23 protein-coding genes and 1 tRNA gene are annotated in these 23055 nt (G+C 60.1%); 13 read left to right on the top strand and 11 right to left on the bottom strand.

Features of this window, described 5'->3' with window-relative positions:
• Positions 1-2 precede the first annotated feature (2 nt).
• The 8 genes from nuoH (at position 3) to AB1805_06165 (ending at position 10080) form a co-directional block, all read left to right on the top strand.
• Complete coding sequence (gene nuoH / locus AB1805_06200; GenBank protein ID MEW5745009.1) at positions 3-986, top strand: NADH-quinone oxidoreductase subunit NuoH; 984 nt, start codon at positions 3-5, stop codon at positions 984-986.
• A 47-nt stretch (positions 987-1033) separates the two neighbouring features.
• Positions 1034-1675 carry an NADH-quinone oxidoreductase subunit NuoI gene (gene nuoI / locus AB1805_06195; protein MEW5745008.1) on the top strand — a complete coding sequence of 214 codons (642 nt, stop codon included), beginning with the start codon at positions 1034-1036 and terminating at the stop codon, positions 1673-1675.
• Positions 1665-2198, top strand: coding sequence for an NADH-quinone oxidoreductase subunit J (locus AB1805_06190; GenBank protein ID MEW5745007.1), 534 nt, complete (start codon positions 1665-1667; stop codon positions 2196-2198). Before nuoI ends, AB1805_06190 begins: the two co-directional genes overlap by 11 nt.
• A gap of 78 nt (positions 2199-2276) precedes the next feature.
• A complete protein-coding gene (gene nuoK, locus AB1805_06185; protein ID MEW5745006.1) occupies positions 2277-2579 on the top strand; it encodes an NADH-quinone oxidoreductase subunit NuoK in 303 nt (100 codons plus the stop codon).
• 4 nt (positions 2580-2583) lie between these two features.
• Positions 2584-4524 (top strand): NADH-quinone oxidoreductase subunit L, encoded by a 1941-nt coding sequence (gene nuoL, locus AB1805_06180; GenBank protein ID MEW5745005.1) that lies wholly within the window; start codon positions 2584-2586, stop codon positions 4522-4524.
• Positions 4525-4547: 23 nt separating this feature from the next.
• Positions 4548-6056 (top strand): NADH-quinone oxidoreductase subunit M, encoded by a 1509-nt coding sequence (locus tag AB1805_06175; protein ID MEW5745004.1) that lies wholly within the window; start codon positions 4548-4550, stop codon positions 6054-6056.
• Positions 6053-7435, top strand: a complete 1383-nt coding sequence (locus tag AB1805_06170) for an NADH-quinone oxidoreductase subunit N (protein ID MEW5745003.1) — start codon at positions 6053-6055, stop codon at positions 7433-7435. The genes AB1805_06175 and AB1805_06170 overlap by 4 nt, the downstream gene beginning before the upstream one ends.
• 152 nt (positions 7436-7587) lie before the next feature.
• Positions 7588-10080 (top strand): EAL domain-containing protein, encoded by a 2493-nt coding sequence (locus tag AB1805_06165; GenBank protein MEW5745002.1) that lies wholly within the window; start codon positions 7588-7590, stop codon positions 10078-10080.
• Here AB1805_06165 and AB1805_06160 read toward each other — a convergent pair.
• The 9 genes from AB1805_06160 to AB1805_06120 form a co-directional block, all read right to left on the bottom strand.
• Complete coding sequence (locus AB1805_06160) at positions 10061-11011, bottom strand: radical SAM protein (protein ID MEW5745001.1); 951 nt, start codon at positions 11009-11011, stop codon at positions 10061-10063. The genes AB1805_06165 and AB1805_06160 overlap by 20 nt on opposite strands.
• Positions 11012-11344: a carboxymuconolactone decarboxylase family protein gene (locus tag AB1805_06155; GenBank protein MEW5745000.1), complete on the bottom strand. Its 333-nt coding sequence runs from the start codon at positions 11342-11344 to the stop codon at positions 11012-11014.
• Between the two features lie 16 nt (positions 11345-11360).
• Positions 11361-11933: a flavodoxin family protein gene (locus AB1805_06150; GenBank protein MEW5744999.1), complete on the bottom strand. Its 573-nt coding sequence runs from the start codon at positions 11931-11933 to the stop codon at positions 11361-11363.
• Positions 11930-13471, bottom strand: coding sequence for a multiheme c-type cytochrome (locus AB1805_06145; protein MEW5744998.1), 1542 nt, complete (start codon positions 13469-13471; stop codon positions 11930-11932). Before AB1805_06145 ends, AB1805_06150 begins: the two co-directional genes overlap by 4 nt.
• Positions 13472-13529: 58 nt before the next feature.
• Complete coding sequence (locus AB1805_06140; protein MEW5744997.1) at positions 13530-14024, bottom strand: rubrerythrin family protein; 495 nt, start codon at positions 14022-14024, stop codon at positions 13530-13532.
• A gap of 28 nt (positions 14025-14052) precedes the next feature.
• Positions 14053-15267 carry an FprA family A-type flavoprotein gene (locus AB1805_06135; protein MEW5744996.1) on the bottom strand — a complete coding sequence of 405 codons (1215 nt, stop codon included), beginning with the start codon at positions 15265-15267 and terminating at the stop codon, positions 14053-14055.
• A gap of 88 nt (positions 15268-15355) precedes the next feature.
• Positions 15356-15799: a hypothetical protein gene (locus AB1805_06130; GenBank protein ID MEW5744995.1), complete on the bottom strand. Its 444-nt coding sequence runs from the start codon at positions 15797-15799 to the stop codon at positions 15356-15358.
• A 133-nt stretch (positions 15800-15932) separates the two neighbouring features.
• A complete protein-coding gene (locus AB1805_06125) occupies positions 15933-16541 on the bottom strand; it encodes a redoxin domain-containing protein (protein ID MEW5744994.1) in 609 nt (202 codons plus the stop codon).
• A gap of 93 nt (positions 16542-16634) precedes the next feature.
• Positions 16635-17036: a Fur family transcriptional regulator gene (locus AB1805_06120; protein ID MEW5744993.1), complete on the bottom strand. Its 402-nt coding sequence runs from the start codon at positions 17034-17036 to the stop codon at positions 16635-16637.
• A gap of 159 nt (positions 17037-17195) precedes the next feature.
• On the opposite strand from AB1805_06120, the gene waaF (AB1805_06115) reads away from it, so the two are divergent.
• The 3 genes from waaF (AB1805_06115) to AB1805_06105 all read left to right on the top strand — a co-directional run bounded on the left by waaF (AB1805_06115) (position 17196) and on the right by AB1805_06105 (position 20284).
• On the top strand, positions 17196-18749 hold the full coding sequence (waaF, locus tag AB1805_06115; GenBank protein MEW5744992.1) for a lipopolysaccharide heptosyltransferase II: 1554 nt from the start codon (positions 17196-17198) through the stop codon (positions 18747-18749).
• Entirely contained in the window at positions 18730-19758 is a 1029-nt protein-coding gene (gene waaF, locus AB1805_06110; GenBank protein ID MEW5744991.1) for a lipopolysaccharide heptosyltransferase II, read from the top strand. Before waaF (AB1805_06115) ends, waaF (AB1805_06110) begins: the two co-directional genes overlap by 20 nt.
• 91 nt (positions 19759-19849) lie before the next feature.
• Positions 19850-20284, top strand: a complete 435-nt coding sequence (locus AB1805_06105; protein MEW5744990.1) for a PPC domain-containing DNA-binding protein — start codon at positions 19850-19852, stop codon at positions 20282-20284.
• An 18-nt stretch (positions 20285-20302) separates the two neighbouring features.
• Here the strand turns inward: AB1805_06105 and AB1805_06100 are convergent, their stop codons facing one another.
• The gene (locus AB1805_06100; protein ID MEW5744989.1) at positions 20303-20845 is read right to left on the bottom strand and encodes a DUF502 domain-containing protein; all 543 of its coding nucleotides are present in this window, start codon (positions 20843-20845) and stop codon (positions 20303-20305) included.
• Positions 20846-20983: 138 nt separating this feature from the next.
• Between AB1805_06100 and AB1805_06095 the strand changes: the two genes are divergently transcribed.
• Both AB1805_06095 and AB1805_06090 read left to right on the top strand, forming a co-directional pair.
• Positions 20984-21071, top strand: a tRNA-Ser gene (locus AB1805_06095).
• 159 nt (positions 21072-21230) lie between these two features.
• Positions 21231-22724: a DUF4912 domain-containing protein gene (locus AB1805_06090; protein MEW5744988.1), complete on the top strand. Its 1494-nt coding sequence runs from the start codon at positions 21231-21233 to the stop codon at positions 22722-22724.
• Between the two features lie 123 nt (positions 22725-22847).
• On the opposite strand, the gene AB1805_06085 is transcribed toward AB1805_06090, so the two are convergent.
• Entirely contained in the window at positions 22848-22991 is a 144-nt protein-coding gene (locus AB1805_06085; GenBank protein MEW5744987.1) for a hypothetical protein, read from the bottom strand.
• Positions 22992-23055 lie beyond the last annotated feature (64 nt).

Raw genomic sequence — 23055 nt, 5'->3', positions numbered from 1 at the left:
CTATGGTACTTATGGTAGTCAAGATGATGGTCGTCGTTGCCGCGGTCTTTTTCCACGTTATGTATGCAACCTATTTCGAGCGCAAGGTCATCGGCCACATGCAGGTGCGGCTCGGCCCTATGCGGGTCGGTCCCCACGGCATCCTCCAGCCGGTCGCGGATATGGTCAAGCTCTTCTTCAAAGAGGATATCATCCCGGCGAACGCGGACAAGCCGGTCTTCTGGTTCGCTCCGGTCATCATCATCTTCGCCGCGCTCAGCTCGACCGCGGTGATCCCCTTCTTCGACGGCTTCGTCATCGCCAACATCAATGTGGGGCTGCTCTATCTCTTCGCGATGTCGTCGCTCGCCGCGTACGGCGTGGTCATGGCGGGGTGGGCGTCCAACTCCAAGTACTCCTTCCTGGGCGGCCTCAGGTCATCGGCCCAGGTCATCAGCTATGAAGTCTCCATGGGGCTGAGCCTCGTCGGCGTCATGATACTCTCCGGCTCCCTGAACCTCACCGATATCGTCAAGGCGCAGCAGCAGTACTGGTTCGGCATGTATCTCTTCCCGCAGATCCTCGGCTACTTCGTCTTCCTCGTCTCGATGTTCGCCGAGACGAACCGGACCCCCTTCGATCTGCCCGAAGCGGAGAGCGAGCTGGTGGCGGGCTACTTTACCGAGTACAGCGGCATGCGGTTCGCGCTCTACTATGCGGCGGAGTATATCGGCATGATCGTGATGTCGAGCATCGCCGTGGTCTGCTTCTGGGGCGGCTGGACCCTCCCGCCGGTGCTCACGAACGCCGTCCCCGCGCTCGCAGCGGTGCCGGGCATCGTCTGGTTCCTCGGCAAGGTCTATCTCCATATCTTCCTGTTCTACTGGGTAAGGGCGACGGTGCCCCGCTACCGCTACGATCAATTGATGTCGCTGGGCTGGAAGGTCCTGATTCCGCTGGCGCTGGTAAACATAGTGGTCACGTCGCTCGTGTACTATTTCAGTTAGGCTGAAGCGTAAGTAAACTCTATCGCCCCCAGAGAGGTAAGAGGAGAATGAGATTAAAGGATATAGCGAAAAAGGTCTTCATGCTCGAGATACTGAAGGGTATGGCGCTCACCTTCAAGATGATGCTGACCCGGCCGGTGACCCGCCAGTACCCCGAGGAGAAGCGCGAGCCCTTCCCGGGATTCCGGGGGCTGCACGCCCTCGTGCGGACCGATGCGGGCGAGGCGAAATGCGTCGGCTGCGGCCTGTGTGCAGCCGTCTGTCCCTCGAAATGCATCTCGATTTACACCAGCGAGGGCTCGGACCACTCGAAGATCGTCGACCGCTATGAGATCGAGGTGCTCCGGTGCGTCTACTGCGGGTTCTGCGTCGAGGCCTGCCCCTTCGGGGCCGTGGTGATGACCCCGCATTATGAATACTGCGATACCACCCGTGAAGCGCTCTATATGACAAAGGAAAAACTGCTCGCCAACTGGGATAAGTTCATGGCAGGCGACAAGGGTAAGGAGTACTTCAGGCACTTCTGGCGCCCCCTGTCCGAGGACTTCCAGTCCCACGAGGATCAGCCGGTGCTCAGGAGAGCCGGGAGCGCTCCCCGGGAGGCTTCACCGAAGAATGCCGAGCCGGGCGGTCCCGGCGGGCCGGAAGGCAATGAAACGACGCAAGGGGGGATGAGCAATGCTGCCTAAGCTCTTTTTCGGTTATTTCGCGGTCGCTACGGTCGTCCTGTCGCTGCTCGTGATAACCAGAAGAAACCCCGTGCACAGCGTCCTGATGATGCTGGGGCTCTTCTTCCATATCGCCGCGCTCTACCTCTTCCTGAACGCCGAGTTCCTGGCGGCGGTCCAGATCATCCTCTACGCGGGGGCGATCCTGGTGCTCTTCCTCTTCGTCATCATGATGCTCAATCTCAAGGAAGAGCTCGAGGGCGAGAAGTTTGTCGGCGCCTGGCCGCTCGGCATCTCGATGGGGGTGTTTATCCTGGTGCTGATCATGTATGTCCTGGGTTCGTTGACGCAGGGCCCTGCGGGGCCGTTCACGATCGAGGCGATCAAGGCCGCTACCCATACGAAGGCGCTGGGCACGGTGCTGTACACCGAGTATCTCTTCCCCTTCGAGATCGCCTCGCTGATACTGCTGATCGCTATCGTCGGGGCGATCGTGCTGGCCAAAAAAACAAGTAAGGAGCGGGAAACAGGAAGGAAGAGGTGAGGGAAGAGTGGTCATAAGAAAGGGACCTTCTCACTTCCCGCTTTTTTCTTCGAGCTCTTCATTTCCGTAGGAGGACATATGGTACCCTTGGAGTGGTATATCGCACTGAGCGCCGTCATCTTCACCATCGGCGTCGTCGGGTTCATGATCCGGCGGAACATCATCATCGTCCTTATGTCCATCGAGCTGATGCTCAATTCGGTGAACATAAGCCTCGTCGCCTTCAGCCACTACCTGCAGGACCTGCGGGGCCAGATACTGGTCTTCTTCATTATCACCGTTGCTGCTGCCGAGGCGGCGATCGGGCTCGCGATCCTGGTGGCGCTCTTCAAGAACAGGGCGGCGATACACACCGATGAAATCACCGAGATGAGAGGGTAAGCCCATGGATATGCATGTTTTGATACCGCTCCTGCCGCTCGCCGCCTTTGCCGTCAACATCCTCCTCGGCAGATGGATCATCAAGGACAAGGCCCATTGGGTCGCAATCCTCGCTGTCCTCGGGTCGTTCGTTCTCGCGGTGAAGACCTTCATCGGCGTAGTGAACGGGCAGGTCATCAACCAGGATGTCTACAGCTGGATCGTCTCCGGCACCTTCAGGGTTACCGTAGGGTTCCTCATCGACCAGCTGACCGCCATCATGCTCATCGTCGTGACGAGCGTGAGCCTGCTGGTCCATATCTACTCGGTAGGCTACATGCACGGCGATCCGGGCTACTACCGCTTCTTCTCCTATCTCAGCCTGTTCACCTTCTCGATGCTCATGCTCGTCATGGGCAACAACCTGCTGCAGCTCTACTTCGGCTGGGAGGCGGTGGGGCTCTGCTCCTACTTCCTCATCGGCTTCTGGTACGAAAAGAAGAGCGCTGCCGATGCGGGAAAGAAGGCCTTCATCGTCAACCGGTTCGGCGACTTCGGCTTCGGCCTCGGCGTCTTCATGATCTTCCTCACCCTGGGCACCGTTCACTATGCCGATATCTTCGCGAACGTGGGCTCGCTGCAGGGCCAGACGATCAGCCTGCTGGGGTATGAGATTCACCTCGTCACCCTGATAGCGCTCCTGCTCTTCTGCGGCGCGGTCGGCAAATCGGCGCAGATCCCGCTCCATGTCTGGCTGCCCGATGCCATGGAGGGCCCGACGCCGGTCAGCGCGCTGATCCACGCTGCCACCATGGTCACCGCCGGCGTCTTCATGGTCGCCCGGTTCAACCCGCTCTTCAGCATGTCGGAAGTCGCCATGGCCGTCGTCGCGCTCACGGGGGCGATTACGAGCCTCTTTGCAGCGACGATAGCGCTGGTGCAGAACGACATAAAGCGTATCGTCGCCTACTCGACCGTGAGCCAGCTCGGCTACATGTTCCTCGCCTGCGGCGTCGGCGCGTTCGGCGCAGGTATCTTCCATCTCTATACCCATGCCTTCTTCAAGGCCCTGCTCTTCCTCGGCGCCGGCAGCGTCATGCACGCCATGGCAGGGGAGCTGGATATACAGAAGATGGGCGGACTGAAAAAACATATGCCTGTCACCTACTGGACGTTCCTCATCGCCTCGCTCAGCATCGCCGGGGTGCCCGGCCTGGCGGGCTTCTTCAGCAAGGACGAGATCCTCTGGCTCGCCTATAACGGCGGCACGGTCGGCAGGATCGTCTGGGTGATCGGCTCTCTCGTCGCCGCGATTACCGCGTTCTACAGCTTCAGGATCATTTTCCTCGCCTTCCACGGGAAGTTCAGGGGGACCCTCGAGCAGGAGCACCACCTCCATGAGTCGCCGGCAACGATGACCGTCCCGCTCATAATCCTGACCGTGGGCGCTATCGCGTCGGGCTGGATCGGCATACCCGAGCTGTTCGGCTCGGCGATAGGCGTCGGGAACTGGATCGCCCACTTCTTCGAGCCGGTGCTCGGCCATCCTCATGTCCACGCCTCCCATGCGGAGGAGCTGATGGTGGTGGGCATCTCGATAGCAGCGGCCTTCGGCGGCATCTTCTTCGCCTGGGTCTTCTACGCGCTCAAGCCCGAGATTCCGAAGACCCTCGCCGCGAGCTTCAGGGGAATATACACGACGTTGTGGAACAAGTACTACATCGATGAGCTGTACGACTTCATCATCGTCAGGCCGACCAGGTGGGCCGCAACCAATGTACTGATGGCCGTCACCGACGGCGGTATCATAGAAGGGATCGTAAACGGCGTGCCCAGGGCTATCGGGAATTTCGGCGAGCGCCTGAGAAGGCTCCAGACCGGCTATGTCCAGCACTATGCCGTCTCGATGGCGATCGGGCTCTTTCTCATCCTTTCCCTGGTGCTGATCGCAACCGCCGGACAGTAAGAGGAGGCCAACGAGGAGGTATGATGAGTTACCCGATACTGAGCACCTTGATCTTTCTCCCCCTAGCAGGGGCGCTGCTGATCTTTCTCCTGAAGCGGACCAGCGAGACGGCGATCAAGTGGACCGCCCTGTTCCTGAGCATAGCGACCTTCGCCCTGAGCCTCCCGCTCTTCAGCGGCTTCGACAAGACCACGGCGCAGATGCAGTTCGTCGAGCGCCATGAGTGGATACCCGCGTGGGGCGTCAGCTATGCCCTCGGCATAGACGGCATCAGCGTCCTCTTCGTCCTGCTTTCGGCGCTCCTGACCATCCTCTGCGTCACCGTCTCCTGGAACAGTATCAAGGACCGGGCGAAGGAGTTCTACGCGGCCCTGCTCCTCATCGAGGGCGCGATGATCGGCGTCTTCTGCAGCCTCGACCTCTTCCTCTTCTATATCTTCTGGGAGGCTATGCTGATCCCCATGTTCCTCCTCATCGGCGTGTGGGGCGGGCCGAACCGGGTCTACGCAGCGATCAAGTTCTTCCTGTATACCCTGGTGGGCAGCGTCCTCATGCTCGTTGGGATCATCGTCCTCTACCTTCAGACGGGCAACTCCTTCGATATCCTGAAGATGATGACCACCACCTATCCCTTCAACCTGCAGGTCATCCTGTTCTGGGCCTTCTTTGCCGCCTTTGCGGTGAAGGTCCCAATGTTCCCGGTGCATACCTGGCTGCCCGACGCCCATACCGAGGCGCCGACCGCGGGCAGCGTGATCCTTGCGGGCATCCTCATCAAGATGGGCGCCTACGGGTTCCTGCGGTTCAGCATGCCGATTCTGCCGGAGGCGACGAAAGCGATGTCGCCGGTCATGATGATCCTCTCGGTGATCGCCATCATCTACGGCGCGATCATCTGCCTCGGCCAGACCGATCTGAAACGGCTCATCGCCTACAGCTCGGTCAGCCACATGGGCTTCGTGACGCTCGGTCTCTTCGCGCTCAACACGCAGGGGCTCCAGGGCGGTATCCTCCAGATGATCAACCACGGCATCGTCACCGGCGGCCTCTTCCTCTGCGTCGGGATGATCTACGATCGTACCCATACGAGGAAGATCGCGGATTACGGCGGCGTGGCGACCGCGCTCCCGGTCTATGCCGCCTTCTTCATGGTCTTCACGCTCTCGTCGATCGGCCTGCCCGGGACGAACGGGTTCGTCGGCGAGATCCTGATCCTCCTCGGCGGATTCACGGCATCGAAGGCCATGGGCGCCCTCGCCGCCACCGGCATCATCATCGGCGCGGGCTACATGCTCTGGCTCTACCAGCGGGTCTTTTTCATGGAGGTGAGCCCGACGGTCCGGGAGCATAAGGATATCAACTTCCGCGAGATCGCGACACTCGCACCGCTCATCATCCTGGTGCTCTGGATCGGCGTTTATCCGAATACCTTCCTCAGCTTCATGGATGCCTCGGTCCAGAACCTCATCCAGAGGATTTCCACAGCGGGGCAGCCGGCTGTAGCACAGCACATTATAGAGGTGATCAAATGACCATTCCCTTCCCCGACCTGACCCCGGTACTGCCGGAAATCATAATGACCGTGGCAGCGCTGCTGCTCCTGCTCTTCGACCTCGTCTTCAGGGAAAAGGGAGTGCTGGCGTTCCTCGGGGTCGCTGCCGCGGCGGCGACGCTCTACTTCATCCCGCAGAGCTACGGCGAGACCTTCGGCGGCATGTTCATCAGCGACAGCTACAGCAGCTACTTCAAGGTCATCTTCCTCATCAACCTCGTCCTGACCATCTTCATATCGCTCAAGTACCTGCAGCGGGAGAGGGTCGAACATGGAGAATACTACAGCCTGCTGCTCTTCGCCACTGCGGGAATGATGCTGATGGCCTCGGCCAAGGACTTCATCATCCTCTATCTCGGCCTCGAGCTGATGGCGCTGAGCACCTATATCCTGGCAGGCATCAAGCGGAACGACCCCAAATCCAACGAGGCCGCCATCAAGTACTTTCTGCTCGGCGCCTTTTCGTCGGCCATGCTGCTGTACGGCATTTCGCTGCTCTACGGGCAGACGACGACGACCGATCTTTACCGGATAGCAGCACAGCTCCAGGGCGGGGAGGCGACGCCGCTGCTGCTCTTCAGCATGATCCTGGTCGCCGTCGCCTTCTCGTTCAAGATCGCCGCGGTGCCGTTCCATATGTGGGCGCCCGATGTGTACGAGGGCGCGCCCACCTCGGTCACCGCCTTCATGTCCGTGGGGCCCAAGGCAGCGGGGTTCGCGGTCATCGGCAGGGTCTTCTTCGTCGCCTTCCAGCACCTGCAGGCCGACTGGACCGCGATCCTCATCGGCATCGCCATCGCCACCATGGCGGTGGGGAATATCGTCGCCCTCGTGCAGACCAACATAAAGAGGATGCTCGCCTATTCCTCCATCGCGCACGCGGGCTACATGCTCCTCGGCATTATCGCCGGCGAGGAGGGGCGCCAGGCGATGATGAATTACATGATGATCTATGCCTTCATGAATATAGGCGCCTTCGCCATCGTCATCCTGCTCGACCGGGGAGACGAGATCAAGGACTATGAAGGGCTCTCGAAGAGCCATCCCCTGGTCGCCGCGCTGATGCTGGTCTTCATGTTCTCGCTCACCGGCATTCCGCCGACAGCAGGCTTTATCGGAAAGTTCAACATCTTCATGGCACTCATCGGTGCGGGATACGTGTGGCTCGCGGTCGTGGCGGTCATCTTCAGCGCCATCTCCGCCTACTACTATCTCAGGATCGTCCGCAATATGTACATGAAGGACGTGGTCGGGGAGATGACGATCAGCCCGTCGCCGATGCTCGGGCTCGCCATCCTGATCACGGTCATCATGGTGTTCGCGATCGGCATCATGCCCTCGATCGTTATCGCCTCGTAACCGACAGCGCACGCGCCCTGTTCCGGGCTCGAGCCGGTATCCCGCGGGATACCGGCTTTTCTGTTACTGTTGGTTGCCGCCTTTTATGCGGCCACGGCATTTGTTACAATTGAGGTAGTCCGGATAATCCATTAACCATGCGGGGGAGAGGAATGGGACCTGCGGCAGGGCTGTCCGCCCGGGATGAATATATGCGCGACGAGCAGGTCGCTCAGCTCTACCGTCTGGCGCCGGTGGGGTTGGTCGCCACGGTGATCAACGGCTCGATCGTCGCCCTCATCCTCTGGGGTGTTGTTCCCGCGGCCAGGATACTCCTCTGGCTCGGGGCGCTCCTCGCCGTTACCCTCGCCAGGTTCGTTCTGCTCAGGAAGTCCAGGAGACATGCCGTCACTCCGGACAGGGCGCCGCAGTGGGGGAGGAGCTTCGTCATCGGCATCGGGCTCTCGGGAACGGTCTGGGGAGCTGCAGGCATCCTGCTGTTCAACGAGGGCTCGACAGCGCACCAGGTCTTTCTCGCCTTTGTACTCGGCGGCATGGTAGCCGGAGCGGCAGCGGCATATTCGGCAGTGAATGCGGCCTTCCTCGCCTATAGCATCCCCGCGTTGGCACCGCTCACCGCCCGGTTCATCCTGATCGGCGATGAGTTCCATCTCGCCATGGCGGCCATGGTCCTGCTCTATGGAGTCCTGATCTTCATGACGGCGCGGCAGAACCATACGATCTATGCCGAGTCGCTTGCGCTCAGATTCGAGAACAGGGACCTCGTTGCGTACCTGAGCGAGGCCAAAGCGCATACGGATGCCATGAACACGGCGCTGCACGCCGAGGTCCTCGAACGGAAAAAGGCCGAGGAGGAGCTGAGGCGCCACCGCGACGGGCTCGAGCATATGGTGCAGGAGCGCACCGCGGACCTTAAGCTCGCCAACAAGCGCCTCCAGACCGAAATAGCCGAACGGAGCAGGGTCGAGGAGGCGCTCAGGGAGAGCGAGGCCCGCTACCGCCAGCTCATCGATACAGCGAACGAAGGAGTCTGGATCGTCGATGCGCAGGGCCTCACAACCTATGTCAACCGGCATATGACCGAAATGCTCGGCTATGCCGCAGAGGAGATGCTGGGGCGGCCGCTCTTCGACTTCATGGATGAGGAGGTCCGGCAGGAAGCGGAACTGAACCTCGCGCGCCGCAGGGACGGCATTGCCGAGCAGCACGATTTCCGGTTCCGGCGAAAGGACGGCTCGGCGCTCTGGGCCATCGTCTCGACGAATTCCCTCTTCGACAAGGAGGGAGCGTATGCAGGGGCCCTCGGCATGATCACCGATATCACCGAACGGAAGCAGGCCGAAGAGACGATCAGGTACCAGGCCTATCACGATCTCCTGACCGGCGTAGCGAACAGAACGCTCTTCATGGACCGCCTTTCCCTCGAGATCGCCCAGGCGCGCCGCCATCGCGCCAAGCTTGCGGTCCTCTTCCTCGACCTCGACCGTTTTAAAAATATCAATGATTCTCTCGGCCATGCTGCCGGCGACCGGCTCCTCAGGGAGGTCGCTTCACGGCTGAGGAACTGCCTGCGGGCGTCCGATACGATCGCCCGCATCGGCGGCGATGAGTTCGCCATCGTGCTGCCCGATATCGCGGATACCGACAGCGCGGCCAGGATTGCGCAGGAGCTCCGGATGATCCTCGATCAGTCCTACCACTTCGACGGGCACGAGTTTCATATTACCGCCAGCATCGGCATAAGCATGTACCCGGATGACAGCGAGTATCCCGAGATGCTGCTGAAGAACGCCGATGTCGCGATGTACCATGTGAAGGAGCAGGGGAGGAACAACTACCGGTTCTACAGTCCTGCCATGAACCTGCGGACCCTCGAGCTGATGATCCTCGAGCAGAGCCTGCGGCAGACCCTCAAGAAGGGACAGCTGGAGCTCCACTACCAGCCCCAGATCGATCTGAAACGCCCCGGCATTACCTGCGTCGAGGCGCTCGTCCGGTGGCGGCATCCCGAGCTCGGGATGCTCCAGCCGTTCCAGTTCCTTCCCCTTGCCGAAGAGACGGGGCTCGTCGTTTCGATCGATGAATGGGTGCTGCGCACCGCCTGTGCGCAGAATAAACAGTGGCAGGATGCAGGATACCGGGAGCTCTGCGTGACGGTGAACCTCTCCGCCCGGCAGTTCCAGCAGGCCGATCTCGTCGAGGTGGTTTCGCGGACCCTGGAGGAGACGGGGCTGCGTCCCGAGTGCCTCGAGATCGAGGTGACGGAAAGTATCGCGATGCAGCATATCGATATCACCATCCCCCACCTGGCCAACCTGAGCAGCAGGGGCATCGGGCTCTCGATCGATGATTTCGGCACCGGCTATTCGTCGCTGAGCTACCTGAAGCGGCTGCCCATCCGGAGGATCAAGATAGACAAATCGTTCATCAGCGGCCTGAGCGACGACCCCGATGATCAGGCGATTGTTACGGCGGTCATCGCGATGGCGCACACGATGAAGCTGCAGGTCGTTGCCGAAGGGGTCGAGACGGATGACCAGCTCTCGTTCCTGAAGGCGAGCCGCTGCGACGCGGTACAGGGATACCTCTTCAGCAGGCCTGTCCCTGCCGACGAGATAGGCGCCCTCATCGCCCTCCACCGATAGCCGGACGGATGCAGCGGGGGTCGGGGGCGGTGAGGTCGCTACAGACGAGGAGGCTGACGGCAGGGCATCCCCCGCGGCATCGCGAGAAGAGCCTGCAGCCGGTGTCCGGGCAGCGGTTCCCGGCAAAGGTCCTGAACCAGTCGAGCGCCGGATGCGCCAGGATGCCGGCGATATCGTCCGTCAGTATGTTGCCGAGCATGAACTCCTTATGCCTGAAAAGAAGGTAGCAGGGATAAACGGAGCCGTCGGGCATCACCGAGAGCTTCGCGGATCCCGCAGGGCATCTGGCGCTTTCCGTAAGAGAGTGATCCGTTGCATTGGGGATAAAGCCCGAGCAATAGACGGTATCGATACCCGCGTAGCGCTTCCGGAGCGAGCGTGCGGCGTCCAGAAAGCGCGGAAGAGGAATACTGCGACCGAGGTCCTCGGAGGTGAGCGCGTCCCGGTAGAGGAGATAGTAGGTTGTGCCGGCCAGACCGGCATACGCCCGCAGGCGCTGCCGGAGCAGCCGCGACCGCGGCTCATACAGACTCTTGAGCAGGGGGCGGTACGCAACGATGAAGTCGTGGAGCCCGGCGCTCACGGGCTCGCCGTTGAGCGATATCCCTATGGCGACGCTGTCTCCGAAGGAGTGCCTGATCCTCCGGAGCGCTGCCGGGTCGGAGCCGTTCGTGCTCATAGTGACGCGCAGTCCGTATTCGACCGCGCTGCCGAGCAGTCCGTAGAGGTCGCGATGGAGCGTCGGCTCTCCGCCGAGGATATCGAGCGCGGGAATGCCCGCCTCTGCAATGCGCCGGACGAGCTGCTCGAGCCCGGCGGCAGTAAGGCCGCCGGGCTGTCGGGTGATGCCGCGGTTGAAACAGAAGCTGCACTGCTGGTTGCAGTGCAGCGTCGGGAAGAGCTGGATATACCCGGGAGACGGGGGAGTCAATCAGCCCTTGTGGTGCCGCAGGAGGTCGTCGACCCAGCTCAATGCCGCAGACACATTGGGGAAGCCCACAGTGCTCGAGATCAGGATGATGGCGTGGTGCAGCTCATCGGGCGTGGCTCCGGCTTCGAGCGCCCTCCGCGCATGGGAGTGGACAGAGCCCTGCGACCATACGGCGGCAGCAGCCGCCAGTTGAATGAGATGGGCGGTCTTGTCGTCGATCGGCCCTGCCTCGCGCGCTGCTTTGCCGAAATTCTCGAGCGCCTTGAAATATTTACTGAACCTCTTCTTGATGCTCTTGTACTGCTCCGGTAACTGTCCTGGCTGCACGGTCATGTTCTCCTCCTCGGTATTATGACGTGATGAGTCTCTTTCCCGCCTCATAGGCGTCGCGTAATGCGGTCGGGTGTTTGAGGATGTCTCCTTTTGCATCTACTTCCAGATAGCCTAGTGTTTCATGCCCGGGAACACTGATGGTCCTGAAGAAAGCCTTTGCCGTGGCTTCCGAGCATTGAATGCCGATCTCTTTTTTCATGCCGCCCACCAGCAGCAGGAGCCCCTTTCTTCCCGCGGGGCCTGCGGGGATCTCTCTCTTCAGCAGATACTTCTCGCACCAGAAGGCCTGGCACCGGTCGATCATCATCTTCGCCTGCGCGCTGACGCCGAAAAAGAAGATAGGGGAGGCGAGGATGATCCTGTCTGCCTCCCGTATCGCCTGATAAATCTCTTCCATATCGTCTTTGACGATACACTGCCCGGTCTTATCGCAGCCCCCGCAGTTCTGGCAGGGCTTGATGTTCATGTAATTGAGCTTGAAGAGCTGTATCTCGTGCCCGGCCTCGTCTATGGCGCGCACCGCCCCGCGCAGCAGGAGGTCCGTGTTCCCCTCGATGCGCGGACTGCCCTGGAACGCGGCGACTTTCATCTTGCCTCTTTCTCGCTGAGGGACTTGACTGCTTTCTTAAGATTTATGAGGTCTTTCATGTTTCTCAGATTGTTGGTCATCTCCCACCAGCCGAGCTTGAAGGCGCCATAGTCCGGCGCGCCGGTCATGGCAGAGGAATACCGCACGGTATTTGCGTAGAAGAGCCACTGCTTTATCCACATCTCCTCGATCCCCTCATCGAACGGATTGGTCGGCTCCTCGATCTTGCTGTTCCATGCATCGGACATGAGAGCGGTAGCTGCGCGCACCATGGCGTCGGTCTCCTGCACCGTGGTGTCGAACTTTGCAAAATGGCCGTTGATCCAGTTGGTGCCGTGGCACCCGTTGCAGACACCTTTCATCACTCCCTGCCGCTTCTCCTGCTCCGACGCGGTGATAAGGTGTTCGGTTGCCGGCTCTCCGGCAAAGGTCGTGGGCAGCGGCAGGCCGTCTTTATTCTTTATAAGAGTCGTATTTCCCGATTTCGGCTGGGGGTGGCTGTAAATGAGGCCGAATATCCTCACCCACAAGCGCGCGCCGAAATCATGGCTCCGCTCGGCCAGCACGTCGCCGCTCGGTGAAACGATGAGGCTGTTGTGGCAGGTGGAGCAGGTCGGCGCGGTGAAGTCCTTTCCCACGGTCCAGGGCACGGCGCTGAAATCCCACTCGTGGTACTTCGATTCGAAGATATTGCCGTGTTTGCTCTCTTTGTAGACGTTGTAGGCGGGGACATCGGGCTCCAGATGGCACTGGCCGCACGTGTAGGGCTTTCTCGCTGTCTCGATCGAGAAGGAATGGCGCGCATGGCACGATGAGCAGGAGCCGAGGCTGCCGTCGGGGTTCTCCCTGCCGACGCCCTCGTTGGGCCAATTGGTGAGCTCAGGCACTTCCACGACGCCCATCCTGGTGAAGACCTTTTTCATACCTTTGGTTTCGACCTTTGTCCCATGACAGCCGAGGCAGGAGTCCATGAGCGCCGCGTTCGAAGGCTCTTTCGCCGAGATCTTCCCGTCCTTGATCTCCTTGACGCCGGTAATCGTGCTTACCAGAGAGTGATAAACAGGATTGCTCATGAGGTTTTTGACTGCATGCGCCTTTTTGGTCCCGGCAAACTGGTCGGCCTCGACGGGGTGGCAGGTCTTGCAGTCATGGGGACTGACGATCACGTTGATCCGGTAGCCCATGTGGTCGAAGCTGTCTTTATGCTTTTCGATATTCCTGCTGTGGCACTCATAGCAGCCGACCGCGTACGGGGAGAGGTCGTCCGGCACTTTTGCAGCGGAGATCCTCCGCTGCAGGGCCGGCTTCTTCAGCGCAGCGTCAGGGGTCGTCTTCGCGTGTCTGCTCGAGAGCCAGTCATGGACGATCCCGGGGGTATACGTCTTGTGGCAGTCGATACATGCCTGGGTCTGGGGGCTCAGCGGGGCGGCATCGCCCTTCATCTCTGCAGCTCCTGCCGCACCGCCCGAGAGCGGGAACAGGGACAAGAGAAACAGTGATGCCAGGAACGGAAAAATCTGTTTAAGTGCCGGTCTCATAAAAACTCCTTTCAGGGAAATGGTTCGCCTCGCCTGCTGCTCCCCCGGCATGGAATGTCTAGTCCACTTTTTTGAATGCCTGCTTTTTCGCGCCGCAGACCGGGCAGGTGTCGGGCGCCTCGTCTTCCACGGTATGGCCGCAGACGCCGCATACGTAGTAGTCGGTCTCGGCAGCGCTGCCGAGGCTCTCGAGCGCCTTCTTGTAGAGCGCTGCATGGACCTTCTCGACCTCGTTCGCAAACGTGAACGAGCGGAGCGCTCCTTTATTGCCCTCTCTCTCGGCATCCTTGATCATCTCGGGGTACATCTTCTCGAACTCGTAGACCTCGCCGTTGATGGCAGCCTCGAGGTTCTCCCGCGTGCTCTTGATGCCACCCGCCTCCCTCAGGTGGTTGTGGGCATGAATCGTCTCCGCCTCGGCAGCAGCCCTGAAGAGCTTGGCAGCCTGCTTAAAGCCTTCCTGCTCCGCCTTCTTCGCAAAGGCGAGATACTTCCTGTTCGCCTGGCTCTCCCCGGCGAATGCCGCCATTAAATCGTTCATCGCTGTTCCCATGAATCCTCCTGCCAGTTTTATCCGATCGTTAGAATTTCTCGTGGTATTCCTTCATTGTCCGCGCAAACGCCCTTCCGAAATCGTAGCACTTCGCCTCATCCTCTGCCGAGGGGCGGTAGAGGACCTGCAGGCCCTGATCGAAGGTCTCGAGGCCCATCCTCTTGAACTCCTCGTACGCCTCCTTCACGGCGCCGCCTCCCCAGCCGTAGCTCCCGAAGGCGCCGACGATCCTGTTCTTCGGACGGAGGCCCCGCAAATGCGTAAGGAACTCGGCGACCGAGGGGTACATGATGTTGTTCAGCGTCGGCGTGCCGACGAGGCAGCCCCGGGCCTTCCAGAACTCCTTGATCGCGACGCTCATCGGGGTGGCCCTCAGCTTGATCACCTTGCAGTCGCAGCCCTCGTCCTTTACGCCCTGCATGATGGGAGAGGTCATCTGCTCCGTGCTGTGCCACATCGTATCGTAGATGATCGAGACACAGCGGGCCGCCCTGCCGCCCGCCATATCGAGATACATCTGGAGCACTTTCCCGGGGTTCGCCCTCCAGATGACGCCGTGGTCGGGCGCGATCATATCGATCTCGAGGCCGAGCTTCTGGATCTCGGCCACCTTCGTCTTGATGAGCTGGCCGAAGGGCATCAGGATATTGGCGTAGTAATCGATCACGGCGTCCTCGAGCTCGGCCATCGATTCGCAGGTGACGAACTCGTCGTCGAAGCGGACGGCGGAGGCGATATGCTGGCCGAAGCCGTCCTGGCTGATGAGGAGCTTGTCCTCTTTTATGTAGGTCATCATCGAGTCGGGCCAGTGGAGCATGGGGGTCTCGAGAAAGAGGAGCGTCCTCTTGCCGATCGTGAGCGTATCGCCGCTCTTGACGACCTTCATGTTCCATTTGGCGATATCGAAGAACTTTTCGAGCCCTTTCCTGCCCTTTTCGGTTATGTAAACCGTGGCGTGGGGAATGAGCTCCATGATGCGGCCGAGACTCGTCACATGATCGTTCTCGATATGGTTCACCACCATATGCCTGATCTTCGACGGGTCGACGATGCTCCGGATGTTCTTGAGCATCACCTCGGCGAAGTCGTGCTTCACCGTATCGATCAGAGTGATCTCGTCGTCCATGACGAGATAGTTGTTGTAGGTCGTGCCGCGGGGCGTCTCGTACCCGTGGAAGTCCCTCACCGCCCAGTCGATCGCGCCGACCCAGTAGATTCCGTTCTTGATCTCTACTGCCTTCATCCCCTCAACCTCCGTTCATAGTTAGTAATGACGAGCATCCCTCCCGGACGGACCGCGCTGTGTGCCGGCCAGGAGCCGCTCCTCTCATCTATACCGCAGTCGGCTTCCGCGCCTTTCTCCATCCTTCAGCAGAGAGTCTATCATTTCTTTGCGTCGCCCACAACCTCATCTCTTTGAGGTATCGTGCAGGGTCCGACTTCGCGAGGGGTACAATGGCTTCCCGCTCCCTGATGCAGTCGATATGGTCGCCGGGATACATGCCGTTCCAGCTGCAGTAGCCCTCATCGAAGAGGATATCCGGCGTGAGCGCCGGAAAAGGAAGGCAGCGCCCCATGAATGCCGCGACCTCCATATCGAGCTCGATCACCCACCCGTTATCGGCGACCATGCTCGCCGGGTCCACGGTTATCCCCGGCGAGCAGGAGGGGCAGTAGAGCTCCCGCACGACCCGGTCCGACAGGACATTGTCCTTGAAATGAAAGCTCGCAGACCGGCTGCCGCACCTGCACCTTCGTTCACACGCAACGCACATGACATCCTCCTCGATCGAATGAGATAAGCATCGACCCGTTTAAATCGGAGCTGAAAGCTCCCTTTTCAGGCAATGAAATCCCCTGAACCATGACACCCTCGCTATGATAGTTGTTGCTCTATGAGCGGCCGGCCTACTGCAGGGCCTCATACACCTTGCCGACCATCTCGGCAGACGGCTTCAGCGTTTTTTCTCCCTTGGTCCACCGGGCGGGGCAGGCCTCTTCAGGGGCTCCCCTGAGATAGTCGCTCGCCTGCAGCTTCCGGAGTAGCTCCTCGGAATTCCTTCCCACATTGTAGAAGTTGACTTCCGAGCCGAGGAGCTTGCCGTCGGGGCTGATGAGGAACGTTCCCCTGAGCGCCAGCCCGGTCTCTTCGTCATAAATGCCGAAAAGCCGCGAGAGCCTGCCGGTCGGGTCCGCTCCCATGGGGTACTTAACCTTCTCGAGGAGCTTTTCGCTCGTCTTCCAGGCGAGGTGAACGAATTTCGTATCGGTGCTCACCGTGATCAACTCGGCGTTCGCTGCCTTGATGTTTTCGTACTGATCCGCCAGATCAGCGAATTCGGTCGCTCAGACAAAGGTGAAATCAGCGGGATAGAAAAAGAGAATAGTCCACTTCCCCGCCTTCTTCTGTTCCGCGAGGCTCCTCTCGCCGAAATCCCCCCGGGTAGGCTCGAAGGTCTCGATCGTGAAGTCCGGCGCCGTCTGTCCCACTCTCAATCCGCAGCATACGTGTTCCATAATGATAGACCTCTTCCGATGGTATGCAATCAGGAGCCAAGGACTCCTTAAACCCTAATAAAAATTCTACAGGAAAAAAATCGCCGATAAAAGCTAACTCTTCTTTTTCCTGCAATTGCCGCATACGCCGTAAAACTCCACATGGTTGCCGACTACCTCGAAATCGGCCCTGTCCTTGCCGGAGAGGGAGAGCTCGAACTCGCTATGGATATCCACGATCCGTTTGCAGTGTATGCAGATAAGATGGTGGTGCGGATGCGTGTTCGGGTCGAAGCGCTTCCTGTCCGCATCGATCGTGAGCTCCAGCACCTCTCCCCTCTTCCGCAATGTCTCGAGCGTATTGTAGACCGTCGCAAAGGACATGGTCGGGAACCTCTTCGAGACCGCGGCATAAACGTCCTCTGCCGAAGGGTGGTCGGTATTGTCCCTGAGATAGTCGAAAATCGCCATCCGCTGCGGCGTCAGCTTGAGCCCCCTCTCTCTTGTCTTGTTCATGATCACCTCGCCCTTGTTTAGATTATAATGATTATCGTTTGATAATTTTTATCAAATTAGAACTAGCCTTGTCAAGTCTTTTCTTAACAGCTCTCGGCCCGGCTCTTCAGTGCCTCCCCCTGCTATCGGCAGCAGGGCCTGCTCATGGTAAACTAGAGGATGTCCGGGAATACCGCATCGTCCATTCTTGTCCGCGGGGTCAACTGGATCGGCGACGCCGTGATGACCATGCCCGCCCTCTGGAGCGTGCGCAAGGCCTTTCCGGACGCTCCGATCAGTCTGCTCGTGAAACCCTCCGTGGCCCCTGTCTTCGAAAGAGATCCCGCTGTCGATGAGATCATTCTCTATGAGGACTGCTTCCGGACCGCCTTCGGGCGCTTCAAGCTCGCCTACCGCCTCAGGAAGAAACACTTCTCGAAGGCGATCCTCCTCCAGAACGCCTTCGATGCCGCGCTGCTCGCCTTTCTCGCGGGGATACCCGAGCGCATCGGCTATGACAGGGACCGGAGGGGCTTTCTCCTGACCCACCCCGTCTCGTTCAACGGCGAGGACCGGAAGATTCACCACATCGCCTACTACCTGACGCTCCTCAAAGCGGTCGGTATGCCGGTCTTTTACCAGCAGCCCTGGATTCGGCTCTCCCTCGACGAGAGGAGGACCGCCCGGGAGAGGCTCGCCGCGCTTCCCCGGCCGATTCTCGGCATCAATCCCGGGGCTGCCTACGGCTCTGCCAAGCGCTGGCTGCCGCAGCGCTTCGCAGAGGTCGCGCAGTGGTTCATCAAGGATAGAGGGGGCGGCGTCGTCATCTTCGGAGGGCCGAAGGAGGCGGCGACGGCGGAAGAGATCGAGAAGCTTATCGGGAGTGAGGCGTCGGGCGTCGGGCATCGCGCATTGCTGAGTCTCTCCGGGAGGACGACGGTGCGAGAGCTCATCTCATTGATCGCTGCCTGCGATGTCCTCGTCACCAACGATTCAGGGCCGATGCATCTCGGTTATGCCGTGGGCACGCCTCTGGTGACGATCTTCGGCTCGACCTCGCCGCAGCTTACCGGGCCCGTAGGGTACGGCAACAGGATCGTCAGGAAGGGCTTTTCGTGCGGCCCCTGCTTCGAACGCACCTGTGACACCGGCGACCTCCGCTGCATGTATACCATTACTTCGGAAGAGGTCTTTTTTACGGTCAAGGAGCTGCTGCCGAAGAGGCCCGCGGTCTTCTTCGACCGCGACGGCACCCTCTGCAGGGACGCGCACTATCTGAAGAGGTGGGAGGATTTCGAGCTGCTCCCGGGTGTGGAGCGCCTCGGCGTACTGAAAGACGCGGGGTTCGCCCTTATCGGGGTGAGCAACCAGTCGGGTGTCTCCCGCGGGATCGTCAACGAGGCCTTCGTGAAAGAGGTGAACCGGATGTTCACCGAGGAGTTTGGTTTCGATGCGTTTTATTACTGTTCCCACGGGCCGGACGACTACTGCTCCTGCAGGAAGCCGGAGCCGGGCATGCTCGTTCGGGCACGTGCAGAGCACGGCATCGATCTGCAGCGTTCCTATCTGGTCGGCGACAAGGACGACGATATGCTCACCGCAAAGGCGGCAGGCGCCACGGCGATACTCGTCACGACAGGCAAGCAGCAGTCGTCGGCGCATGCGGACATCACTGTCAACAGCCTGGATGAGGCGGTCAGGGTTATACTCCGGAATGAAGACGGTCGAGATTAAAAAAATACCCCGCAAGATACTGGTCGTCAAACCGAGCTCCCTCGGAGACGTGGTGCATAGCCTCGCCTTTCTCCATGCGCTGCACGGCAGCTTCCCCCGGGCGCATATTCACTGGGTGATCGCAAAAGGGCTCGAGGAGCTGCTCGAAGGCAATCCCATGGTGAAGAAGCTCTGGATCATCGACAAGGACCAGTGGAAGAAGATCAGGAGGATCAAAGGGACGGTTGCCGAAGTCGGGAGCCTGTTCAGGCGGCTGAGAGAGGAGCAGTACGATATCACCATCGATCTCCAGGGGCTCCTGCGGAGCGGCCTCCTGACGAGGGCGAGCCGGGCGCCGCTCAGGATAGGCTTCAAGGAGGCGCGCGAGGGGAGCGCGCTCTTCTATACGCATAAAGTCGAAGGCGGCCGCGATGTGCATGCCGTGGACCGCTACCTGAAGGTTGCGGCAGCCCTCGGCTGCGACCCGCAGGAGGTGCGCTTTCCGCTTCCCCTGGTGAAAGAGTCGAAGGGCGTGCAGGCCGCAAAGCAGGAGATGGGCGATTACGCGGTAGTCGTTCCGGGCGCACGATGGACAACGAAACGGTGGCCGGCCGAGCGCTTCGGCAGGGTGGCGGCGCTGCTGCCGATGAGGAGCGTGATTATCGGCTCGTCGTCCGATGCCGGGCTCGGCGCGCAGATAGAATCCTCCTCGGGGGGGAAGGCGCGCTCGATGGCGGGAAAGACGAGCCTCAGGGAGCTCATCTCGCTCATCAGGGATGCGCGGCTGGTGATCACCAACGATTCCGGGCCTCTGCATATTGCGGCAGCCTGCAGGGTGCCGGCAGTGGCGATCTTCGGCCCTACGAATCCGATGAGGACCGGCCCCTACGGCGAGCGCAACAGGATCGTACAGGCCCCGGTGTCCTGTGCCCCGTGCTATAAGAGGAAGTGCAAAAGTCTGCGGTGCATGAACGAGATCACCGTCGAGGGCGTATACGATGCGGTAAAGACCGTAATAGGTGATGCGTGATGAGCAGTACTCTTTGGCGGGTCTTTATCCTTATGGTTCATCACCTATCACGCATTACACATTACGCATCACTGTCGTTAAAGGAGGATGAATGAACTACCAGATCGGCGAGACCGGAAGGATCGTGGTGGTGCGGTTCGAGGATGGCGATACTGTCCTGCAGGGCCTGGGAGAGATCGCCAAAAAGGAGAATATACAGGCGGGCGTATTCTATCTCGTGGGAGGCATGAAGAGCGGCAGGTTCGTGGTAGGGCCGGAGAGAGAAGAGATGCCGCCGGTGCCGGTATGGCGCGAGCTGAACGAGAGCCACGAGATCGTCGGGCTCGGCACGATTTTCTGGCAGGGCGACGAGCCGAAGCTCCATTTCCACGGCGCCTATGCGAAGCGGGACAACGTAAAGGCCGGCTGCATGCGGGAGGGCGCACAGGCCTTCCTCGTCCTCGAAGCGATCATCATGGAGATCAAGGGAGTGACCGCGGCGAGGGAGCTCGACCCTGTGTCGGGAATGGTATTGCTGAAAGTCTAGCGACCCTCTGCAGCCCCTCTACGGCGCCGTTACTCCTCCTGACACGATGAAGGCCATCACACTGCCGCTGTCGGCGGCGATCGGCGTCACCTGCTCCCTGGGGACTACGATCAGGTTCCCTGCGAAATTATAGGACTGCGGGATGTAGACCGCTACGCTTCCCGGCAGGGCGAGCGTTTCGAGGCTCTCGCAGGTGACGAAGCCGATGATCTGGAGGCTGCTTGCCGGAGAGAGCGTCACCAGCACCGGCTTGCTGAACCGCTTCTTCTCGCCCACGAAGGCGTTGATCAGGTCTTTGATCGAGGTGTAGATGAGCTTGGTGAGCGGCATCCGGCTGAAGAGCTTATCGATCAGTATGACGACGCCCTTCGCGAAAAAGGTCGAGACGAGGAATCCGATCGCCGTCACGATTGCGATCGTGACGAGAAAGCCGAGGCCCGGAATGCTGAACCGGAAGATATGATCTATCTTCGAGAAGATGAGGAACAGGACATAGACGGTTGCGACAATGGGCGTGAGGAACAGCAGTCCCTCGAAGAAATACTTGGTAAGGCGTTTCATGGACCACTCCTTGATCGGGGTATATGCTTCCCTGCTATTGTACCTGAAATCCCGTGGAAGTAGCAGGTCGGCAGCGGGCGGTTCGGTGGCATTTTGCCCGGAAAGTTTGATACAATTCATTCTTGACTCACCGTTCGTGGAGGGGTGGCTGAGCGGTTTAAAGCGGCGGTCTTGAAAATCGTTGCAGGGTTACACCCTGCCGGGGGTTCGAATCCCTCCCCCTCCGTCTCCAAAGCTCAAGGGCGCGGGAGCTCGCTGTCTTCACGATCAGGTTGCCTGCGCCGCAGGAGTGTCCTCAATAATAGCAGTTTGGGAAAATACTGGTATATAATACCGTTACGGGGCGTATCACAAGAGCGGGTGTCATCTGGAGGCGGAAGGGGATATGAGAAAGCAGAACCTTGCTGCAAAGACTATGGCCGAGCTCAGGACTATGGCTAAAAAGGCGGGGGTCGCTGCCAGGAGCTCGTGGAAAAAAGAGGATTTCATAAAGGCCCTGGCAGCGAAACAATCTCCGACACGAAAGGCGGCAAAGAAGGCGGCCAAGCCGAAGCCAGCGCCCGCGAAAGCGCCGAAGAAATCTCCGGCAAAGAAGAGCGTCAAGGTCGCCGCCAAAGCCCCGCAGAAGAAAGCCGCAAAGGCGAAAGCTCCTTCGAAGGCAGCTCCGGCCTCACGAGATAGAAAGAAGAAGCCCGCGGCCAAACAGCCGCCCAAAGCCGCTCCCCGGCCTGCGCTCAAGGCAAAGGCGCCGGCGGCTCCCAAGAAGACCGAGCGGAGCCGTCCGAAAGAGAAAGCTGCCCCTCGAGCTGCCCGGAAGCCTGCGCCAAAGGCAGGGGCGTCCTCCAAAGCACCCCGCACAGGCCCCAGAGCCGCTCCCGCGACAGGGCAGTGGCCCATGGAGAAGCTTACCGTAGCCGAGCTGAAGGCGCTTGCGCAGGCGCTCAAGGTGCCGCTCAAGAGCGGCTACAGGAAGGCGGACATCATAAAGGCCCTCCGGATGCCGAAGACCCCGGCGAAGATCCCTCTCGGCAAGGGCGTGTCCGGGAGGAAGAGGGTGTCTTCCGCTCTCAAGGACAGGAAAGAGCCTGCTCCTGCTCTCCGCAAAGGCAAGCCCGCCAGGGCTGCGGCAGCCGGGAAGGCCGCAGGCATGACAGCCCCTCGAGTCCTGCGAAAGCCTGCATCCGTAAAAAAAGAGCCGCTCTTCAGGGAGCTCCCGAAGCTCATGGAAAAGCCTCCGGTGGAAGCGCCGCTGCCACGGTCAGGCGAGGACAAGATCGTCACCATGACAGTGACGCCGCGGCGGCTCTATCTCTATTGGGAAGTGTCCGAGGAGACGGTCGCGCGCCGCCCCGGCAATCTCAATATCAAGATCGTCGAGATGAAAAAGGGAGATGCCTTTTACCTGCCGGTGGACGAGCGGATCGGCGAGTATTTTGTTACGGTCAGCCCCGAGGGAGAGTATACTGCCGAGATCGGCGTGATCGACCGCAAGGGCGAGTTCGTCACCATGATCCCGCAGCAGAAGGGCAGGCCGCTCGTAGCAACGACCCCCCCCGAGAGAATGGCCGAGCCCCCGAAGAGGAGGATTGCAGTGAAAGCAGCGCCCGAGCCCGAGGCGCGGCCTGTCGGCGGACCTCCTGAGCCCGCTGCCGGGGAGAGGGAGAAGGGTCCCGCTCCTGTAAGGCCGCGGCCAGCGGACGAGGCGGGCGAGGCCGCCGGCCTGCCCGCTGAGTTCTTCGCGCTTGCCGTATCGGTGAGCTCCGGAGCTGCCGTTGCGCGCCGGCCCCGGCGCAGGCCGCAGAGAGAGGAGAAAGCGGCCCGGGCAGAAGGGCTGCCGGAAGAGTTCTTCGTGATACCCGAGGGAATCAGCTCGTACTGATGCCGCGTGAGAGCGTATCCAGGCATAGTGCTTTGATGAACTGAAAAGGCCCAGGTGTTCTTTAACAGGGAGAGCTGAAGAGAATTTTCAGTGACAGGGGAAGGTGTCCGCCGGGGTTGCCGCTCAGTTCAGCCGCTCTTCAGGGGACGGCAGATCCCACTCTCCGCACGATACCCCCTCCTGGGTTTTATAGAAATCATAAGCCCCGTTGCGGTCTTCGAAGTCGAACTGCTCATTTTCATCAGAACCATTCAGCACGGCACACACGATAGCACCCTCCAGAGGAATACGATTGAGCCCCATGAGGCAATCGAAATACTAACACAGCAGG

The organism is Nitrospirota bacterium (assembly GCA_040752355.1).
Lineage (GTDB): Bacteria > Nitrospirota > Thermodesulfovibrionia > Thermodesulfovibrionales > Dissulfurispiraceae > JBFMCP01.
This window is presented reverse-complemented; position numbering and strand designations above follow the sequence as displayed.

Bases quoted from the DNA above. Each gene is read 5' to 3' on its own strand.
- AB1805_06165 (MEW5745002.1), top strand. From the start codon at position 7,588: ATGGGACCTGCGGCAGGGCTGTCCGCCCGGGATGAATATATGCGCGAC.
- AB1805_06190 (MEW5745007.1), top strand. From the start codon at position 1,665: ATGCTGCCTAAGCTCTTTTTCGGTTATTTCGCGGTCGCTACGGTCGTC.
- AB1805_06140 (MEW5744997.1), bottom strand. From the start codon at position 14,024: ATGGGAACAGCGATGAACGATTTAATGGCGGCATTCGCCGGGGAGAGC.
- AB1805_06155 (MEW5745000.1), bottom strand. From the start codon at position 11,344: ATGACCGTGCAGCCAGGACAGTTACCGGAGCAGTACAAGAGCATCAAG.
- AB1805_06175 (MEW5745004.1), top strand. From the start codon at position 4,548: ATGAGTTACCCGATACTGAGCACCTTGATCTTTCTCCCCCTAGCAGGG.
- nuoK (MEW5745006.1), top strand. From the start codon at position 2,277: ATGGTACCCTTGGAGTGGTATATCGCACTGAGCGCCGTCATCTTCACC.
- AB1805_06090 (MEW5744988.1), top strand. From the start codon at position 21,231: ATGAGAAAGCAGAACCTTGCTGCAAAGACTATGGCCGAGCTCAGGACT.
- AB1805_06150 (MEW5744999.1), bottom strand. From the start codon at position 11,933: ATGAAAGTCGCCGCGTTCCAGGGCAGTCCGCGCATCGAGGGGAACACG.
- AB1805_06100 (MEW5744989.1), bottom strand. From the start codon at position 20,845: ATGAAACGCCTTACCAAGTATTTCTTCGAGGGACTGCTGTTCCTCACG.
- waaF (MEW5744992.1), top strand. From the start codon at position 17,196: ATGTCCGGGAATACCGCATCGTCCATTCTTGTCCGCGGGGTCAACTGG.
- nuoL (MEW5745005.1), top strand. From the start codon at position 2,584: ATGGATATGCATGTTTTGATACCGCTCCTGCCGCTCGCCGCCTTTGCC.
- AB1805_06120 (MEW5744993.1), bottom strand. From the start codon at position 17,036: ATGAACAAGACAAGAGAGAGGGGGCTCAAGCTGACGCCGCAGCGGATG.
- AB1805_06145 (MEW5744998.1), bottom strand. From the start codon at position 13,471: ATGAGACCGGCACTTAAACAGATTTTTCCGTTCCTGGCATCACTGTTT.
- waaF (MEW5744991.1), top strand. From the start codon at position 18,730: ATGAAGACGGTCGAGATTAAAAAAATACCCCGCAAGATACTGGTCGTC.
- AB1805_06170 (MEW5745003.1), top strand. From the start codon at position 6,053: ATGACCATTCCCTTCCCCGACCTGACCCCGGTACTGCCGGAAATCATA.
- AB1805_06130 (MEW5744995.1), bottom strand. From the start codon at position 15,799: ATGTGCGTTGCGTGTGAACGAAGGTGCAGGTGCGGCAGCCGGTCTGCG.
- nuoI (MEW5745008.1), top strand. From the start codon at position 1,034: ATGAGATTAAAGGATATAGCGAAAAAGGTCTTCATGCTCGAGATACTG.
- AB1805_06135 (MEW5744996.1), bottom strand. From the start codon at position 15,267: ATGAAGGCAGTAGAGATCAAGAACGGAATCTACTGGGTCGGCGCGATC.
- AB1805_06105 (MEW5744990.1), top strand. From the start codon at position 19,850: ATGAACTACCAGATCGGCGAGACCGGAAGGATCGTGGTGGTGCGGTTC.
- nuoH (MEW5745009.1), top strand. From the start codon at position 3: ATGGTACTTATGGTAGTCAAGATGATGGTCGTCGTTGCCGCGGTCTTT.